This is a genomic window from Shewanella sp. SM101 (assembly GCF_025654465.1).
In the GTDB taxonomy this organism is placed as follows: domain Bacteria; phylum Pseudomonadota; class Gammaproteobacteria; order Enterobacterales; family Shewanellaceae; genus Shewanella; species Shewanella oncorhynchi.
Genome location: NZ_JAKKRH010000022.1, coordinates 64,806 through 83,366, shown reverse-complemented (window position 1 = coordinate 83,366; position 18,561 = coordinate 64,806). Strand labels below are relative to the sequence as shown.

The 18,561-nt window shown below is 47.8% G+C and carries 16 protein-coding genes; 9 read left to right on the top strand and 7 right to left on the bottom strand.

Annotated features, from left to right (window positions below; translation table 11 throughout):
* Positions 1–230 (top strand): transposase (locus L5M38_RS13655; protein WP_263176513.1); only part of this gene is annotated, 230 nt, incomplete at its 5' end.
* A gap of 51 nt (positions 231–281) precedes the next feature.
* Here the strand turns inward: L5M38_RS13655 and gtfA are convergent.
* On the bottom strand, positions 282–1,760 hold the full coding sequence (gtfA, locus tag L5M38_RS13650) for a sucrose phosphorylase (RefSeq protein ID WP_131524539.1): 1,479 nt from the start codon (positions 1,758–1,760) through the stop codon (positions 282–284).
* Positions 1,761–2,021: 261 nt separating this feature from the next.
* On the opposite strand from gtfA, the gene L5M38_RS13645 reads away from it, so the two are divergent.
* From L5M38_RS13645 to mog, 4 genes are all read left to right on the top strand, one after another.
* Positions 2,022–3,242 carry an MFS transporter gene (locus tag L5M38_RS13645; protein WP_263169396.1) on the top strand — a complete coding sequence of 407 codons (1,221 nt, stop codon included), beginning with the start codon at positions 2,022–2,024 and terminating at the stop codon, positions 3,240–3,242.
* A gap of 278 nt (positions 3,243–3,520) precedes the next feature.
* Complete coding sequence (locus tag L5M38_RS13640) at positions 3,521–5,917, top strand: TonB-dependent receptor domain-containing protein (protein ID WP_263169395.1); 2,397 nt, start codon at positions 3,521–3,523, stop codon at positions 5,915–5,917.
* A gap of 119 nt (positions 5,918–6,036) precedes the next feature.
* Positions 6,037–6,996 (top strand): carbohydrate kinase family protein, encoded by a 960-nt coding sequence (locus L5M38_RS13635; protein WP_263169394.1) that lies wholly within the window; start codon positions 6,037–6,039, stop codon positions 6,994–6,996.
* A 254-nt stretch (positions 6,997–7,250) separates the two neighbouring features.
* Positions 7,251–7,784 carry a molybdopterin adenylyltransferase gene (mog, locus tag L5M38_RS13630; protein WP_105250920.1) on the top strand — a complete coding sequence of 178 codons (534 nt, stop codon included), beginning with the start codon at positions 7,251–7,253 and terminating at the stop codon, positions 7,782–7,784.
* A 71-nt stretch (positions 7,785–7,855) separates the two neighbouring features.
* Here mog and L5M38_RS13625 read toward each other — a convergent pair whose 3' ends face one another.
* The 4 genes from L5M38_RS13625 to L5M38_RS13610 form a co-directional block, all read right to left on the bottom strand.
* Positions 7,856–8,104 carry a hypothetical protein gene (locus tag L5M38_RS13625; protein WP_106648667.1) on the bottom strand — a complete coding sequence of 83 codons (249 nt, stop codon included), beginning with the start codon at positions 8,102–8,104 and terminating at the stop codon, positions 7,856–7,858.
* Between the two features lie 79 nt (positions 8,105–8,183).
* Positions 8,184–9,332: an ABC transporter permease gene (locus L5M38_RS13620; protein WP_263179449.1), complete on the bottom strand. Its 1,149-nt coding sequence runs from the start codon at positions 9,330–9,332 to the stop codon at positions 8,184–8,186.
* A 94-nt stretch (positions 9,333–9,426) separates the two neighbouring features.
* Entirely contained in the window at positions 9,427–10,161 is a 735-nt protein-coding gene (locus L5M38_RS13615; RefSeq protein WP_219254690.1) for an ATP-binding cassette domain-containing protein, read from the bottom strand.
* Between the two features lie 3 nt (positions 10,162–10,164).
* Complete coding sequence (locus L5M38_RS13610; RefSeq protein ID WP_263179446.1) at positions 10,165–11,805, bottom strand: alpha/beta hydrolase; 1,641 nt, start codon at positions 11,803–11,805, stop codon at positions 10,165–10,167.
* A gap of 341 nt (positions 11,806–12,146) precedes the next feature.
* Between L5M38_RS13610 and L5M38_RS13605 the strand changes: the two genes are divergently transcribed.
* The 4 genes from L5M38_RS13605 to L5M38_RS13590 all read left to right on the top strand — a co-directional run bounded on the left by L5M38_RS13605 (position 12,147) and on the right by L5M38_RS13590 (position 17,763).
* Entirely contained in the window at positions 12,147–13,955 is a 1,809-nt protein-coding gene (locus L5M38_RS13605; RefSeq protein WP_173242490.1) for an AMP-dependent synthetase/ligase, read from the top strand.
* A 142-nt stretch (positions 13,956–14,097) separates the two neighbouring features.
* Positions 14,098–16,554 carry a toxin-antitoxin system YwqK family antitoxin gene (locus L5M38_RS13600; RefSeq protein WP_263179444.1) on the top strand — a complete coding sequence of 819 codons (2,457 nt, stop codon included), beginning with the start codon at positions 14,098–14,100 and terminating at the stop codon, positions 16,552–16,554.
* A 126-nt stretch (positions 16,555–16,680) separates the two neighbouring features.
* Positions 16,681–17,091, top strand: a complete 411-nt coding sequence (locus tag L5M38_RS13595; RefSeq protein WP_219235799.1) for an acyl-CoA thioesterase — start codon at positions 16,681–16,683, stop codon at positions 17,089–17,091.
* A gap of 123 nt (positions 17,092–17,214) precedes the next feature.
* The gene (locus L5M38_RS13590) at positions 17,215–17,763 is read left to right on the top strand and encodes an HPP family protein (protein ID WP_198573880.1); all 549 of its coding nucleotides are present in this window, start codon (positions 17,215–17,217) and stop codon (positions 17,761–17,763) included.
* Between the two features lie 21 nt (positions 17,764–17,784).
* Here the strand turns inward: L5M38_RS13590 and L5M38_RS13585 are convergent, their stop codons facing one another.
* A complete protein-coding gene (locus tag L5M38_RS13585; RefSeq protein WP_263179443.1) occupies positions 17,785–18,048 on the bottom strand; it encodes a GNAT family N-acetyltransferase in 264 nt (87 codons plus the stop codon).
* A 61-nt stretch (positions 18,049–18,109) separates the two neighbouring features.
* Complete coding sequence (locus tag L5M38_RS13580) at positions 18,110–18,538, bottom strand: acyl-CoA thioesterase (RefSeq protein ID WP_263179454.1); 429 nt, start codon at positions 18,536–18,538, stop codon at positions 18,110–18,112.
* Positions 18,539–18,561 lie beyond the last annotated feature (23 nt).

Here is an 18,561-nt window from a genome sequence, read left to right as displayed (position 1 = left end):
CCGATGACTTTGATAATCTGACGCTTCTCAAGTTGCCACCTTATTCACCGGAGTTGAATCCAATAGAGCAGGTATGGCAATGGCTGCGTCAAAATGTGTTGGCCAATCGTTGTTTTAGTGGTTATGACGATATTGTCGAACAGTGCTCTATCGCATGGAATACCTTCATTGAGAAGAAAGCAAGAGTGATAGAATTGTGTACTAGACCGTGGACAATTTTGACCAGTTAATTAATGTAATTGGTATTAAACCTAAGCTTAAGCCCGAACAGGAACGCAAGCTTATGCTTGAGCCAGCAGTCTTGATAACGACACTTGTGTCTCTTTACCTTGCTTATCTAAAAGGATGATTTGGCCATCTTTATTGGCAAAGTCGAGGGTGAGGCTCGCCTGCGAATCGGCCGCTGTCCAAGACAAGGTTAATGTGCGTTCTGCCGATGCCATTGTAAAGCGGCCATCGAAGGCTGAGCTGCTATTGCGCAGTTTAATCAGCTTCGTTAGCGCCTTAACGACAGGTTTGTGCATGGCTTGCTGCACTTTTTCACGATTCAAATAAGGGCGATTAATATCGCGGCCGACGTGAGTCCGGTTAAGCAGCGCCATATCGTTCGGGATTGCCAGCAGACCCGCGTAATACACCTGCGGAATCCCTGGTGCGAAAAACTGAATCGCCCGCGCCATCAAATAATCGAGGTCATTCTGGCCGAGTGCATCGTAATAGGTGCAGTTGATTTGATACAAATCGACGTTGCTGGCGGCCGCGCCTGTGGCCTGTAGACTCTCGCCCTTGCTATTGCCATGTATGGTTTCAACCAAATTATCGATTTGATTTTCGGTCAATAATCCGCGCAAGCCATCCATAGGGCCGACGTCGATAATGCCGATACCGTCGTGGGTGTCGAGTACGGTAATGCAGTTGCGTGGCGCCATTTCCAGCCAATGGGTCAAGGCTTGGCAATCTTGGCTAAACAGCGTGTGCAAGATGAGCGGTGGCAGGGCGAAGTCGTACACCATGTCGACCCGCTTGGCGATCTCGACCTGAGTCATGTGGTGCGAATGAATTTCGGCCAGCGTTGTCATACCTAACGCATTGGCTTGCTGGGCTAACTTATCCACAAACTCGAAGGACTCTTCAATCATAAAGCAGCTAGTGCCGGGCTTTTTAATCGCATAGCCCGCCGCATCTAAGCGGATCAGATTCACTTTACTGTGGTCGAAACGCGCCAGCACTCGGTTTAAATAATCTTTACCTGCGGTGGAATGAACGTCGATATCGATTTGATTGCGGGTAAAGGTGGTCCAAAACTCTTCGGTCGAACCATCGGCTAAGGTGTAAGTGCTAAAACAACTGCCCGGACGCGGACGATAGATAGCGGCTTGATCTTGCTCGCTTAACCCCTCAGGAAATACCTTGTCTTTGGTTAAAAATAAATCCCAGTAAGCCGATTGTTTGCCGTGCTTGAGCACGTCTTTAAATTCTGGTGATTCGGCGGACATGTGGTTAACGATAAGGTCGGCCATGATGTCGTAGTCGTCACCAATGCGTTTAACGTCATCCCAATTGCCTAAGCGTGAATCGACTTGCACATGGTCTATCGGATCGAAGCCCGCATCGCTGCCGTCAATGGGGAAATAGAAAGGCAAAAGATGTACGCCGCCGAATAGACCTTGCAACTCGTCATCGAGTAGCGCTTTGAGCTCCTTGAGCCCTGCATTGGTAATTCTGTCGACATAGGTGATCAGTTGCACTTGGTTTTTCATACTTTGCCCACGCTTGAGTTGTCTTTTTAGAGTAAAGGTTTATGGCAATCCTTTAATTGATTGCACAACCAAACTTAATCGATTAAGTTGTATATTTAACCAATATGAAACATTATTCAAGTGGTTTGTTGGATTTTTGAGTTAGTCTCAAGTTTTGGGGGAGGCTGGCTCACTGCTGTACACAAAAGCCGAAACCCTTTCAGTATGCTGTCACTGAGCAGCTGAGAGCGAGTAGGTATAATAACGATAAGGTGAAATGGTATGGTAAGTGATTCAAAAGGTTGCGATAACCGCAATCACACCCGTATTAGGGTACTCACATATTTAATGTTTTTCATGTTCGCTATGACCTCAGATGCCGTGGGTGTCATTATTCCAGAGTTGATATCCCAGTTTGGTTTGTCCATGTCGCAGGCCAGTGCTTTCCATTATATGCCGATGATTTTTATCGCGATAAGTGGACTATTTTTAGGCTTCTTGGCGGACAAGATTGGGCGTAAGTTAACCATTCTATTGGGGTTATTGTTATTCGCGCTCGCCTGTTTCATGTTCGCGCTGGGGGAATCGTTTTACTATTTCTTGTTCCTGCTCGCCTTTGTCGGCACGGCGATTGGCGTCTTTAAAACCGGCGCACTCGGGCTTATCGGCGATATCTCGACTTCCTCAAAACAGCATTCGAGCACTATGAATACGGTAGAGGGCTACTTTGGTGTCGGCGCTATGATAGGGCCAGCCATTGTTAGTTATTTACTGATCAGCGGCGTCTCTTGGAAGTATCTGTATTTTGGGGCGGGTTGCTTCTGTTTAGTGCTGTGTTGGTTAGCTTATCGGGCTGATTATCCGCAAATCAAACGTTCCTCGACGGATGCGATTAACCTTGCCAGCACCTTTAAGATGATGAAAAACCCTTATGCATTAGGGTTTTCACTCGCGATAGGTTTATATGTTGCCACCGAAGTGGCGATTTATGTGTGGATGCCGACCTTGCTGCAAAGTTATCAAGGCGATTACACCACATTGGCCGCTTATGCCCTGACGATCTTTTTTACCCTGCGTGCGGGTGGGCGCTTTTTAGGGGGCTGGGTGCTCGATCGCTTCCCTTGGCAGCAAGTGATGTTCTGGTTTAGCTTTGCGATAAGTGCTTGTTATCTTGGGTCTATGATCTACGGTATTGAGGCTGCGGTCATCTTACTACCCTTGTCTGGGCTGTTTATGTCCATGATGTACCCCACGCTCAATTCTAAGGGGATTAGCTGTTTTCCCGTAGATCAGCATGGCTCTGTGGCTGGGGTGATTTTGTTTTTTACTGCCGTGTCCGCCGCCGTTGGCCCCTTGTTGATGGGGTTCGTGGGCGATATCTTCGGCCATGTTAAATATGGCTTCTACCTTGCCACTGGTTTTGCCCTTTTGTTATGCCTCCTCAGCGGATTTAATCTCGTTAAAGATCCTGCCCGCCATTTGTTAACGGTTGAAGCGCACTAATTTGGACTGTGACAGGAAATATTTTTCTGTCACATTTCTTTAATTAATCAATACTTTGACCTAGTGCACCTAGAGTGCGAACCAAAACTGTGCAAAAAACGCACTTGCTTTTTGTTGTTAAGTTGCTAACTTGTTAACTTAATCGATTAAGTTGGATCGGGGTTAAGTTCAATATGACCTTGAGCAATCACTAAGATGGTTCTTCGATTAATCACAATTCGGTAGAGGCAGCCATGGGGAGATAGGGCTGCATCTCAAATATGGGTGGGGACATAAAAATGATAAAAAGCACATCACAGAAATTCTTGTTAAGTACATTGGCCGTGTTGGTGAGTTCTCACCTTTGGGCTGCCGACGCACCACAACAGGAAGAAGCCAAGAAAGACGCGTTAGGTTTAGAAAGAATTACCGTGACTGGGGTTGCCCGCGGCACTCGTGTTATGGACTCGAGTGTGTCAGTCAGCAGCGTGTCACTGGCTGAGCTGGAAGTGAGCTCGCCACGTTCATCGGCCGAAGCATTCCGTATTATTCCGGGGATGAAGGTGGAGTCTACTGGTGGTGAAGGTAACGCTAACATTGCCGTGCGTGGTTTACCTGTGGCGTCTGGTGGTGCTAAGTTCCTGCAAATTCAAGAAGATGGTTTGCCAATCCTGCAGTTTGGCGATATCGCCTTCGGTAACGCAGACATCTTTTTACGCTTAGATTCAACAGTGCAAACCATTGAATCTATCCGTGGTGGCTCGGCATCGACTGCGGCCAGTAATGCGCCCGGTGGCATTATCAACGTAATCAGTAAAACGGGTACTTCGGATTCGGGCAGTGTGGCTACCACCTTAGGGCTGGATTACGATACCTTCCGTACCGACTTTGAATACGGCACTAGCATCAACGACAGCCTGCGTTTCCATGTGGGTGGTTTTGTGCGCACCGGTGAAGGCCCACGCGACGCTGGCTATAACGCCAACAAAGGCGGCCAGATCAAAGCCAACTTAACCAAAGAATTTGATAAAGGCTATGTTCGTCTGTATTTCAAACATTTAGATGATAAAAGCATTGGTTACTTACCTATGCCTATGTACTCAGATGGCAGTTCAATCCCAGGTTTTGATGCTAAATCCGATGCGATTCAATCCGCGTATTTCCAGTCAACCTTGAGCTTAGGTGCCGACGGAGAACGTCGCCGTGGCGATATGCGCGATGGCATGAATCCTGTAGTTAATTCTGTCGGCTTAGAAGCCTCCTTCGATTTAGGTAACGATTGGCAGGTCGAAAACCGTTTCCGTTTCTCCGATGTGAGCGGCAACTTCATCGCGCCATTCCCAGCCGAAGTGGCCAACGGTAGCGACATTGCCACCAGTATTGCTGGCACTGGCGCTAAGTTGATTTACGCCAATGGACCTAATGCGGGTAGTCAGATGGACGGTTTAGCCATGCGTATCAATACCTTTGATGTGCAGATGAATGACTTTGGCTCAATCGTAAACGATTTTAAATTGACTAAAACCTTCGACGATACCAGCGTGACCTTAGGCTATTACAATGCCACCCAAAACATCGGCATGAGTTGGATGTGGAACTCTTATCTGATGGAAGTCAAAGGCGATAATGCAGCGCTATTAGATGTGGTTGCCGCCGATGGCACTGCCTATTCTGACAATGGCCTCTATGGTTACGGCGTACCTTACTGGGGAAATTGTTGCCAACGTAATTACGATACCGACTACAGCATTAAAGCGCCTTATCTCGCGTTAGCCTCGAGTTTTGGTGACTTGTCGCTCGATGCCAGTGTGCGTTATGACAGTGGTGATGCCAGCGGTAACTACGCGGGTAGCGTGCAATCGCAAGTGGATATGAATCTCGATGGAGTGATTTCAATCCCTGAGCAGAGCGTGTCTTCTATCGATAATGCGAACCCTCAGCCAGTGAATTACGATTGGAGCTACACCTCTTACTCATTAGGTGCTAACTATCAATTTTCCAGTGACTTAGCCGCCTTTGGTCGCTTGAGCCACGGTGGCCGCGCCAATGCCGACCGTCTGTTATTTGGTAAGGTGCGTGCCGATGGTTCAGTGGCGAAGGAAGATGCGGTTGATATCGTTGACCAGTATGAGTTAGGTGTTAAGTACCGTTACGATGATCTGTCTGTGTTCGCGACGGCGTTCTACTCAGAAACCGAAGAGCAAAACTTTGAAGCCACAAGCCAACGTTTCTTCGACCGTAAGTACAAAGCCAAAGGTATCGAAATCGAGTCGGCCTATTTCATCGGTGACTTCGATTTTAGAGGCAACCTAACCTGGACCGATGCTGAGATTGCTAAAGATGCATTGACGCCAGAAGTGGTGGGTAATACCCCAAGAAGACAGGCTGACTTTATCTACTCTTTGATGGGCCGTTACAACTTTGACCAAGGTTCAGTGGGCGTTAACTTAATCGGTACCACGGATTCTTATGCTCAAGATAATAACGACTTAAGTTTCGACGGCTACAACCAAGTAAATGCCTTTGCAACTTACAATCTGACCGAAGCTATGAGTGTGTCTTTAAACGTCAACAACTTGTTTAATGTCACAGGTATTACTGAAGCGGAAGAAGGCTCAATCCCTGATAACAATATCATCCGTGCCCGTACCATTAATGGCCGCACCACAAGTGCGACGCTGAAATACGAGTTCTAAGCGGATCTTGCTACAGAAACTGTTTTTACAGAAAAAATGTTAAGCCCAAAACAGCCCATGGAAGTGGGCTTTTTGCCTGCTACAGAATACAGAATATAGAAAACAAAGTTGGAGTGAAAATGACGGTATTACTCAGTTTCGGTGAGGTGTTAGTAGACTTGCTGCCAACCGATGCCACGGGCAAGCATCATCAGCCGATTGCGGGTGGCGCGCCCGCCAATGTGGCCGTGGGTTACGCTAAACTCGGCGGTAAGAGTTATTTTGCCGGTGGCATCAGCGCCGACCATTATGGCGTTATGTTAAAGCAAGCCTTAGCGGATCAGGGGGTGGCGACCGATTATTTGGCCGAAGTGCCGGGCGCCGCTACCGCGACTGTGCTGGTGAATTTAGATGAACAGGGTGAACGTACCTTTGAGTTCAACCGAAATGGCACAGCCGATATGCGTTACAGCAATCAGCATTTTGACAATATCCCATGGCAGGGGATTGATATCTTTCACCTTTGCTCGAATACCTTTACCGAAACCGCCATCTTTAACACTAGCCTTTATGGCGCGCGTTGTGCCAATGCGTTCGCGACCTTAGTGAGCTTTGATGTGAACCTGCGTTTATCCCTGTGGCAAGACTTGTCCTTGCTGGCCGAGCGGGTTGAGCAGTGTTTCCGTTACACCCAAGTGCTGAAAATGAGCCGTGAAGAAGCGGACTATTTAGCGCTGGCGCGGGATAAGGGCTTTGAAGACTATTTGCAGTTTTGCCTCGCCCAAGGGGTTGAGGTGATTTTGGTTACCGATGGCGCCAACCCAGTGCAATGCATCACAGCGTTGCAAAGGTTTAGCGTACCTGTCCCCAAAATTTCTGCCGTCGATACCACGGCTGCAGGTGACAGTTTTATCTCAGGTTTTCTGTTCGCCTTAGGCTTAGATCTGCAATACGATTTAGGCAATTTGACCTTGAAACAAAGGCTCGAAAGCAAAGCGCACTTAGAGGCGGCGGTAGTGTTTGCAACACGCTGTGGCGCAATTACCTGCGGGCAAAAGGGCGCGTTTCCCTCCTTACCTACGTTGGCGCAGGTCAGCTAATCCTTACTGCATTAACGATAAAATCCAAGGTGGGCCTGATGAGTTTGCCTTGGATTTTTTGTCTTTTAGATTTTCCGCTTGCCATTTTTCAATAGCATAGCGCGAACCCCATCACGTTTTAGTCGCCCCTTTTCCTGAGCATTTATGCTATTTTAGCTGCGGCTTAAGGTCGAAGCTGTAGCGGCTTCTTCCATGCTTGATGTCGATATTTTTTATTTCGGCATGTTTCATTTCAACATCACTGGGGATTTCCTATGAGCAAAGCAAAAATCGGTATTGTGACGGTAAGCGATCGCGCCAGCGCGGGGATTTATGAAGATATCTCAGGCAAGGCGATTATCGACACACTCAACGACTACCTCACCAGCGAGTGGGAGCCGATTTATCAAGTGATCCCCGATGAGCAGGATGTGATTGAAGCGACGCTGATCAAAATGGCTGACGAGCAGGATTGCTGCTTGATTGTCACTACCGGCGGCACTGGCCCAGCGAAACGCGATGTTACCCCAGAAGCCACTGAAGCCGTCTGCGATCGCATGATGCCAGGCTTTGGCGAGTTGATGCGCGCCGAGTCATTGAAATTTGTCCCCACTGCCATTTTATCGCGCCAAACCGCAGGTTTGCGTGGCGATTCTTTGATTGTGAATTTACCCGGCAAGCCAAAATCGATTCGCGAATGTTTAGATGCCGTGTTCCCCGCCATTCCTTACTGTATCGACTTGATGGAAGGCCCGTATTTAGAGTGCAATGAGTCGGTTATCAAAGCATTCAGGCCTAAGGCTAAGTAAGCTTCTATCTAGCTTGTAAAACAATAAGGCCACTGAAATTCAGTGGCCTTATTGTTTTGTTCGTTTAGGGCTCATAACTGATTAATCTGTTGCTTTAGCTCGTACTCTGGCTCTGTCACGATTTTTTCAAGTACTTGTACTCGCTCGATCAGTGCTTGGTTTTGTAGGCTGAGTTGAGTCACTTTATCCTTAAGATGGCTATCGTCTGCGGCGCCTACTCCAAATTGGCGCGCTTTTAGATAGTGCTTAAGCATCTCAGTAGCACTCATTCCTATGATGAAGGTGACCATAATCACCATTAAGACATATTCGTTTTCCATAACAAACTCCCGTAGTTATTGAGGTTTTCAACTTGGAGACGATTTGGTGATCGCCGCCAAGTTGAGCAATCGATTTACCTTACAAACCGAAGATTACTTTTTCACTCTTGAGCGACCTTTCCATGCCAAAGGCGAGCAATACCGCAATGGCGAGTGTGCCTAAGGTCGAAACCAGTAACTGCAGCATGGGCAAGTCTTTACCTTTGATAAAGTCCATTAATGCCTGTTGCTGACCCGAGACGGGCAACCACTGCAGCATATCTGGCGCTATGTTGTAACTGGCGGCCATCGACAGGGCTAAGGGCACAAACAGCACCATAGTCAGATAGGACTGAGCTTCCTTAAAGGTTTTCGCCATAAAAGACACAAAAAGTTGCAGACAAGCGGCCATTAACGCGACGGGGATGCCTACCACTAACATCAGTGCCATAAATTCTGTGGTGATATTGACGCTAAAGCCTAATTCCTGCCATGGCACAAAGGCGTAGGCGATTTTAGACACCAGCAAGATCAGCACTAAACCGAGCAAAGCGAACAAGCTCACCGCAATAATTTTTGACAGCACTAACTGGCGAGTGGTCAGCGGATGGCTCAGTAGCAGGGCCAAGGAGTTGCGTTCGCGCTCACCGGCACTGGTGTCGATAGCTAGGTTCATGCCCGAGATAAATACCGAGTAAATCATAGTGAAAATGGCGATACCTAAGATCATCCCACCCTTAGAGTCTGTAGTGGCTTTGTCTTGCACATTCACTTTAAGCGGCTGCACCACGCGCGGGTCGATACCGCGGGCGATTAAACGTAAACTGCCCATTTCAGCGCTGTAGGCCTGCAGTTGCTTCTCGAGTCTGCGAATCGAGTTCTGTAGTTTCTCCTCAGAGTTATCGGCCACGATAGTGATCTCGGCGCTTTTGCCTTGGTTCATTTGCGCGGCATAGTCGGTGCTGATGATCAGTTCTATTGCTTTAAGGTCTTTGGCGTCAGAGCCATCGGCTGCGCCTTGAGTGATGCCTTTATTTGATAAAAATCTTACTAAATCCGGTGCTTTATCGGGATTTTTAATGGTGATTTTCAAATCATCGGGGCTGGTTAGCTGGCCAATTAACACCATAAATAGGCCGCACATGATCAACGGTGTGCCTATGGCGTAGTACAGACCCGCCATCACAGAGCGCTTATCGCGGGCGGCATCGATGAGTTCTTTACGAACCATAGCGATTATTTTATTCATGCTGTCATTCCTTTAACCATGTTCTTAAATGCCACGCTTTTACATATCAAGCTCTTAAAGGTTAAAACCTGCGTGCGTAATCTTTGCTGAGTCATCACGCCGCTATCCCTTCATCCGTGCCGATAAGTTGAATAAAGGCTTCTTCGAGCGAGTCTTTGCCTGTTTGAATGCAAAGCTCAGTTGGGCTGCCAATGGCGACGACTCTGCCTTGGGCCATGACGATCACTTGGTCACACAGCGCGGCGACTTCCTGCATCACATGGCTCGAGAACAGTACGCAATGTCCTTGATTTTTAAGGTCGATAAGAATGTCACGCAGTAGGCGAGTGCTCATCACATCCAGCCCACGGGTCGGCTCGTCGAGGATAATATTGCTCGGGCTGTGGACGATTGCCTGTGCGAGGGCGGTTTTCATTCTTTGTCCTTGGGAGAAGCCTTTGCAGCGGCGATCGCTAATGTCTTCGAGGCGCAATTTTGCAATCACTTGGCTGGTGGCTTCTTTGGCGTCCTTGGATGATAAGCCGCTTAGCTCGGCAAAATAGCGAATGTATTCCCGTGGTGTTAAGCGTTCGTACAGACCAAAAGGGTCGGGGAATAGCCCGAGTTGCTGTTTAGCGCCAATAGGGTCGATGGCGACATCTATGCCTTCGATTTCAGCCTTGCCGTTATCGGGTTTCAGCAGGCCAAAGATAGTGCGTAAACAGGTCGTTTTACCTGCCCCGTTCGGGCCGAGTAGTCCTGTGATTTGGCCGTTTTGTGCGACGAAACTTAAGTCATTCAGCGCCTGCACGTCACCGATGCGTTTGGAAAGATGGGATACTTTAATCATGGCTTATTCCTTAGCTCCAGTGCTGGCGTAATCATCTGTTGTCGTGGTTTTTGTGCTGGTCGTATTAAGCGGTTCCACCGAGCTGGCATTTAAATAAAAGCTGCGGCGCACATCTTTGTTTAAGCACTCGCCGTCGAGATTGTTGACTGAGCCTGAGCGGACGAGATCGGCAATCAGGTTATTGGCGCAGGATTGATAGGCCACACCGTGGGTCGCATAAGGAGCGACAAAGTGTTTGGCATTGGTGAGTTTTTCCATGGCTAACTCGCCCCAGCTTGGTGGGGTGGCGGGGTCGATTTCGCCGGATAACAACAAGGTCGGAATGTTGCTGTTAATGGGCTCGCTAAAGCTGTCATCGACCGCAGGGACTTTCCATACTGAACAAGTCGCCTCTAAGCCTTCGATCATGGTTCTGCCCATAAAGGATTTTTTGGCCTGCTCGCGCATGGTTGGGGTAATGCGGTGCATATCTTCGCCACAGACCACAGAGGCATGCATGCCCATCGCCATGCCAGCATTGTCGATAGTGAGGGCATAGAGGCCGAGTATGGGTTGGAAGTTGTTTTTCGATGCTTGATGAATCGCATGGGGCAAGAGGGCGCGCACATTGGCTTGATACAGTGCCATGCGGATCGAGCCAGAGAATTTACCGCGCGTCATGGTCAACATGGTTTTTTCGCCCGTGACGGGATCGTAAACGTTTTCCATCACAGGGCCTGTGGCGAGCTTAGCGTCGACTCGCTCAAAGTCTGCCTTTAACTGGGGAAATTGACTGTTACAGGCGGCGGTTGCTTGGCAATCCTTAAACAATAAGTCGAAGCCACGATCAATTGCCGAGCCAATTTCTAATACGCTTTGCTGCATGGGCACTATGCCGTCTAAGGTCACTGTGGCTAAGTGCTCTGGATATAAACGCATGTAAAGTTGCGCCATGCGAGTGCCGTAGGAGATGCCGTAAATATGCAGTTTTTTATAGCCTAAGTGCGCACGTACGGCTTCGAAGTCTTTAATCGCATTGAGGCTGCCATATTGGGTCACGTCGGCATCAATTTTGGCTAAGCATTTTTGCGTTTCGGCTAAGGTATCGACATTATCGTCATCGAAGGACAGTGGAGATTGAGCACCTTCATCGCAGGCCAGCACATTCGAACGGCCTGTGCCCCTTTGATCGATCAGTAAAATATCCCGCTGTTGGCGGACTTTGCTCAGCATGGCATCGAAACCTGCCGCGTTCTCTATGGCCGATTGTCCTGGGCCGCCTGCAATCGCCAGCAAGGCTTCTTCATGATTGGCATTTTTCACCGCAGGCAAAACAACGTAATGCACTTGGATCTGTTTGCCATCGGGTTTGTTAGGGTTTTCTGGCACAGTCACAAAACCGCAGTTTAGACGATCGGATACGCCTTCCACATAACAAGTGTCAGTGTCATTCGCCATGTTCCTAGCTATATCTGCCGTCGCTTGTGTCTCTTGGCTTTTAACATCACTCGCCCACGTCGCCGTACTTGCCATTGCCAGTATGAGGGCGCTCATTCTCAAAGTACGCGTGTGCCATGTGGCACTAGTCGCACCATGGCGTGGCTGAGTTGGCACAAGGCGTTGAACTGTGTTGCTTAACTTCCTGTGTGTCATGCTATGTATCATGCGCGCTTTCCTTTTTGCATTTCAGGACGAGTTGTAAATTTAGATACAAAATATCGGTATATTAATGTGTTAACAAGGTGTGAGCGGGCAGTGCTGGGCGTTTTTCATGTCAACCTAAGTTGTTGTGAACCTATTTACAAGCACTGACACGAACAAGTTGTGTTTTTTGGGGATAAGAAAAACTCTGGCAAGGCGATGTCATTAGCAGATAAAAGCCTATTTACAGCGTGATTTGGGCGACATTTGCACAACATTAGAGCAAAAACTCTTAGTTTTTATTTGGCCTTCAGGTAGAATGCTGCAAAAGCGGTACACTTGTAAGCTAAAAAGGTGAGTCTCTTATGTCTCTCGATCAATATCATGTTATTCGACTACTACAGCAGCAGAGCGAGTCTTTAAAAGACGCAGTAGCGCTGGAAGGTTTTGAAATGGCCGCTCCTTGGTATCAGGTGAGTTGGCAAGCCTTCGACCAAATCAGCAGTAAAATTGCACAAGTGTTGATCGAACTTGGCGTACAAGTGCAAGACCGTTGCGTTATTCTGGCGCAAAACTGCCCGCAGTGGACTTGTGCCGATGTCGGCACTCTCAAAACTCGCGCCGTTGTAGTGCCAATTTATCCCACCAGTACCGTCGAACAGGCGAGCTTTATCGTTAACGACGCCACCGCTAAAGTGATTTTTGTCGACGACGCTAAGCAATACGCCATGGCGTGTGAGTTGCAAGCCTTATGCCCAAGCTTAGAGCATGTGATTGTATTCGATGCCAGCGTGACACTCGCTGCCGATAAGGCCAATCAGCATTGGCATCTAGATACCCTACTGGCGGGTGACACTCAGTTAAACATTGAGCAAGAAGCCGAGCTTAATCAGCGTTTACACGCTGCAAATCTTGATGATTTACTGACCTTAATTTATACCTCCGGCACGACGGGCGATCCTAAGGGCGTGATGCTGGATTACCGTAATATGGCGTCTACCATACGCCAGCACGATCAAAAATTGGCCTTCCATTCTGGCGATGTGTCTTTGGCATTTTTGCCATTGAGCCATGTATTTGAGCGCAGTTGGAGTTTCTACGTCTTGTGCCGTGGCGGCCATAACGTCTATCTGCAAAATACCCAAAGAGTGAAAGAGGCGATTAGCGCCGTGCGTCCACATACCTTGTGTGTGGTGCCGCGTTTCCTCGAAAAAGTGTATAGCGCCGTACAAGATAAAGTCGCCAAATCAGCCGACGGTCGTAAGAAGTTGTTTGCTTGGGCGATGCGCGTCGGCCAACGTCAGTTCGAAGTTGGCCAAGGTCGTGCTAAGGGCGGATTGTGGTTGTCGCTGCAATGGCGTTTGGCGCACAAGCTGGTGTATAGCAAGCTGCAAGCCGTGCTCGGTGGCCGTTTGAAGTTTATGCCTTGCGGTGGCGCAGCCTTAGATGTGAATGTCGGTAGTTTTTTCCATGCGATTAATATTCCAGTACTTTGTGGATACGGTATGACAGAAACTAACGCGACTGTGACCTGCAATACCTTAGGTAATCGAGTGCCAGGTTCCAATGGACAACCTTTGCTGGAAACCGAAATTAAGCTAGGTAAGGACGATGAGATTTTAGTCCGCGGCGCGACTGTGATGCGCGGCTATTACAACCGTCCTGAAGATACCGCCGCTGCGTTTGAAGATGGTTGGTTAAAAACCGGTGATGCAGGGCGTTTCGATGCGAACGGCAATTTATTTATTACCGATCGTATTAAAGAATTGATGAAGACCTCTAACGGTAAATATATCGCGCCGCAAAGGGTTGAGGGCGCCGTGGGCTGTTGTCCTTTTATCGAGCAAGTGGCGATTATTGCCGATGCGCGTAATTATGTGACCGCTTTGATTGTGCCAGCGTTTGAGTCACTGGAAGCGTGGGCGAAGGACAAAGGGCTGAAGTATGAGTCACCTTTAGAATTGCTGCGCCATAGTCATGTGGTTGAGCATTTTGAGCAACGCTTAAAGCAGTTACAGCATGAGTTGGCCGGTTTTGAACAGATTAAAAAGTTCACTCTGTTGCCTGAAGCGTTTTCGATGGAAGCGGGTTTAATCACCCCAACGCTCAAGCTGCGCCGCAAGATGATTTACCATAAATACGCCCATGAAATAAATGCTATGTACAACAACTAATTGTTAAGTTGTTGTTGCTAAAGGCCGCAGAAGCGGCCTTTTTTTTATCTACTACTTCCTGAAGTGCTTTTCTTCGCTTAAAATTCGCCCCGTTTACTGGTGCGCATGAGGCGCGAGGCGTCGGTATAAAAGGTGTAGTTAAATGGAACTTTCGATTCGTAGTTTATTCACTGCAGCGAGTGCGGTGTTGTTATCTTCTTTAACTGTCATTCCTGCAGCTGACGCTGAGGATTACGACAAAATCGTCCATGGCCCAGTGGACTTGCCTAACGGGCAATGGCTCAATTTCTATCAAAAAGATCATAAAGTGTGGGGCGAAATGCTCTATGGCGATGCGCCTGGCGTGCGTCTTGATGATTATGGTTCTGCTGAAGTGGTTGCGGTTTTTTACCTCGATTTTGATAAAGGTGGCACCAAAGAAGTGGTTGTCATGCTTAAAGATGCCGATGGTCAGCATTTACGGGGCTATGGTTTTGAAGGGGATGATCTCACAAAACTCCCCCGTCTACAGGTTGTGCTCGATGAAGTCGCACCAACCTTAACCTCGTTTACCGTGGGTAGCGTTCGCAAAGTGTTAAGCCAAATTCCGCCGCAACAATACCGTATGACCTATGATGTTGACGCGATTGAAGATCCCGCCATTAAAGCGGTTGTCGATGGTTCTACTAAGCCCAAGCCGACCTTAGTGGGTTATCGTAATTCCGAAGGTTCACCCGTCGATGTGAAGACCGCCGTCGAGTATAAATTACGTTATCCACTCACTCGTAAAGATAAAGATGCCCAAGGGATTGAGCGCCAATATAGCTTAGTGACCACCTTTGATCGCAGTGGATATAGTGAAGAAGATGGCAGTTTTGTGTTGGTGAGCGTGGCCTTTGAGGCCGATGACTTTGATTGGCTTAAAAGTGGTGGTGCCGTGATCCCTAAAACTGGCCCATCCTACGATTTTATGAGTATGAGCATGGCGAGTACTTGGGCAGGGCTTGCCAGTGAAAGTCATTATGCCCAAGGCGTGCTTGATGGCCCATATGCGGCCTACGATGGTCGCAATGGTAGCGTGGTTTACTCTGGTAACTACAAACAGGGCAAAAAAGTCGGTAAGTGGATGGAGACAGAGAACCAAGCCATTTATTGGGAAGGCGAATATCTTGACGGTAAAAAGCAAGGTAAATGGATTGCACAGTCGATGTTCGATGAGGCCGATAGCTTTGGTTTTGCCCATTACAATCAGGATGTGCTCGACGGCCCCTACGAAGTCTATGAGCCCGATTATGACTCCAGTGCAGAAGGCGATAAGCGATTAGTGGCAAAAGGCATTTATCTCAATGGCGTAAAAGATGGCGAGTGGCTTGAGGCTGATGGTAGCAAAGGCCAGTATCAAAAGGGTGTGAAGCAAGGCGCTTGGGTCGATAAAGTGACGAGCGGACATTTCCGTGATCAAGTAGGTGAAGGCGCCTATCTTGCAGGAAAACGCACTGGCCCTTGGGTATTTAAAGCCGAAGATGGGACTCGTACCGAAGTGAGCTATGTCAATGGCTTACGTCAAGGAGAGTCTAAATCATTCGACAAAAATAATCTGATGTTTAATACCCGTCATTATGAGCAGGGTCGCCTTAATGGTCAGAGTATTTGGTATTCAAGTCCGAATGTCGTGGTGGATATCGCTAACTACCGCCAAGGAGAGTTGGATGGTCAGCAAATGCGCTTTAATCCCCAGAACGGTGAGCTGACTGAACTAACGAGTTATAAATTCAATGAAGCGGTGACGCTTAAGCCTTCGCACGATGAATGTATTATGCGTGAGAATCCCTACTCAGATGATTGTGAAGGGGTGATTAATGGCAAAAATGAAGCAATTTCATCGATAAAACACGGTGAGCAGCGCGAATATCATAGCAGCGGCTCCTTGTATAAATTGGCTTATTACACCAATGGCGCTGTAGATAAAGAATATCAGTTTGATTCCAATGGCCGTTTATTAAATTTAAAAACGTACAAAGCGGGTAAGGAATACGGCCCAAGTATCAGTTATTCCACTGATGGTGGTTACTCACTCTCCCGATATGGTCACCAAGTGAATAACCGTGTCTCTGGCCCCCATTACAGTTTCTATCCCAATGGGCAATTAAGAAGCCTGTGGAACTACTGCCAGCAAGAAGGCGAAACCTGGAACGGTGAACCTTATTTCTGGGATAACGCCATTGCGCGCTGCGGTATACAGCGCGAGTACTTTGATAATGGTGCCGTGAGTTGTATTGAAGATCTCGATAGCAATTATGCCGTTGATAAAGTGTGTTACGACATGAATGGCAAGATAGCGAATGAAATGCTGCGTATCGATGAGCAGCATGTGATCCACAAGCGCTACATTAACGGTGTCATCTATTCCGAAGAGCCGGGTTTTGCCGATTACTCACATATCACTAAGGGCCGTAAGATTTATCACTTAGAGAACCCAAAAACTCATGGGGTGTATAAGTCTTATAAAAATGGCAAGTTAGAATACGAGAAAATGTATGATATGGGTAAGGCTGGATGCCTTAAAAAGTACGATGCTAACGGCAAGCAAACCCCAGAAACGGCGAGTTGTCAGTTTTAAAATGCTGGGTTTGGGCTAGTGGCTAGAACCTGTTTGGCTTAGGATAATGGATGAGTTTGGTGGTTTGGTTTCATTGCGATAATCACCACGCTCTTCCAGTTATAAAATAATAAAAAGGAAGTTTGCATGTCAGCCACAGAATACAGTCTCGAAATCAATCCAAGATTTACTGAAACCGACGGCCTAGGTCATATCAACAACACTGTTATCCCCGTATGGTGCGAAGCGGCGCGCACGCCAATCTTTGAGATTTTTAATCCCGAGTTAGATTTACATCAGTGGAATCTTATCGTGGCGGGGTTTACCGTGGCATTTATCGCGCCGACTTACTATGGCAAGAGTGTCACAGTAAAAACCTATGTCAGCCGTATCGGTAATAGCAGCTTCGAGCTGACCCAAACCTGTTGGCAAGCGGGTAACAAGACCGCCGAAGTGAAAACCACACTCGTACATTACGATTACAGCAGTGAAAAAAGCCGCCCGATTCCTGAAGATATCCGCGAAATGCTCGCTAATCTGAATGGTGAAGGTGCTTAGTCTGCTTACTCTTTCGGTCAGCGTAATTGCAATTGCGCTGCTGAAGGGTTAATTTGTCGACCCGTTAACTGTGATGCAGATCACTTATCTGTATTGCTTAATTTTTATCGGTTCGGATTAACCATGAGATTCTATTTTACCCGCATGCGATCGAAGGACATTTGTCCACCAAGACAACCACTTAAAAAGATTGTGTGGTCATGGGTGGGGGCTTTCTGTGGCATTTACTTGGTTGCGAGTCTCGCAAATTATATGAGTGAAAACCTCGTCGACACTATGTTTGTCATTGGCTCGTTCGGCGCGTCGGCTGTGCTAGTGTACGGTGCACCGCTGGCGGAGTTTTCTCAGCCGCGTAACTTGATTGGTGGCAGTGTGTTATCGGCCTTAATTGGGGTCGCAGTGTACCAAGTGTGTGGCGATTATGTGGTGCTGTCGAGCGCCTTAGCGGTATCCCTGTCTATCGCATTCATGTACCTGACTCGCACTCTTCATCCTCCGGGCGGCGCAACGGCATTGATTGCCGTGATTGGCGGTGAAAACGTGCATCAACTTGGCTTTCTTTACGCGTTAATGCCAGTGTTCCTCGGCTCAGTATTACTCTTACTGGTCGCGCTGGTGGTCAATAATCTCTCCACCGATCCCAAGCGCCATTACCCTGTTTATTGGATTTAGCGAACTCGTTTTTAAATCTGCCTATTTCAAAAACTGCTGCACATACCAGCAGTTGGCTTGGATAGTAAACTCTTGGCCTTTAGCCCACTTTAAGCCGTGGCGCACTAAGCGTTCGGCAAGGCCTTTACCGCGCAGTTCGTTGGGGACAAAGGTGCGGCTAAAATCGATATCCTTGCCTGATAATTGGTATTCCAACACGGCTTCATAGCCATCGACAGGGATAATAAAACGCTGTTTATCCTGTTGATGTTCGATGGCTATTTCGATATTTTCGTTATCTGACATACATGCTTCCCTCAAGGTATGGCCTAAAGTGTGCTGGCAATTCGTTATTGATTTGAATAGCTTAAGCGATTTCGTGTTGTTTGAGAATTGTCAGCAGTTCTGCTGGTAACTCAGCTTTTTTGCCCGTTTTAAAGTTAAACATCACCGCGACTGAAGTACCTAACGTCGTTACTGCCTGCTGCTGTTTACTAAAAGCCTGATAATGCATGGTAAATCTATCGCTGTGAATATCGCTAATACTGACACTCACCAATAAAGTATCGGGGAAAGTCACTGGGCGTTTATAGCGAGCCTGATTTTCGCTGATTACGGGGCCAATACCTGATTTATACAGGGTATCTAGCGGGAAGAGGCGATTGAAAAAGTCGATACGTGCCGTTTCAAAATAGCGGAAATACACCACATTATTTACGTGTTGTAGGGCATCCATTTCACCCCATGCAACGGGGATTTCGGTGACTATAGGATGCTGTGCGAGAAACTTTTCCATTGCCTGTTCTTGTACACCTTCTT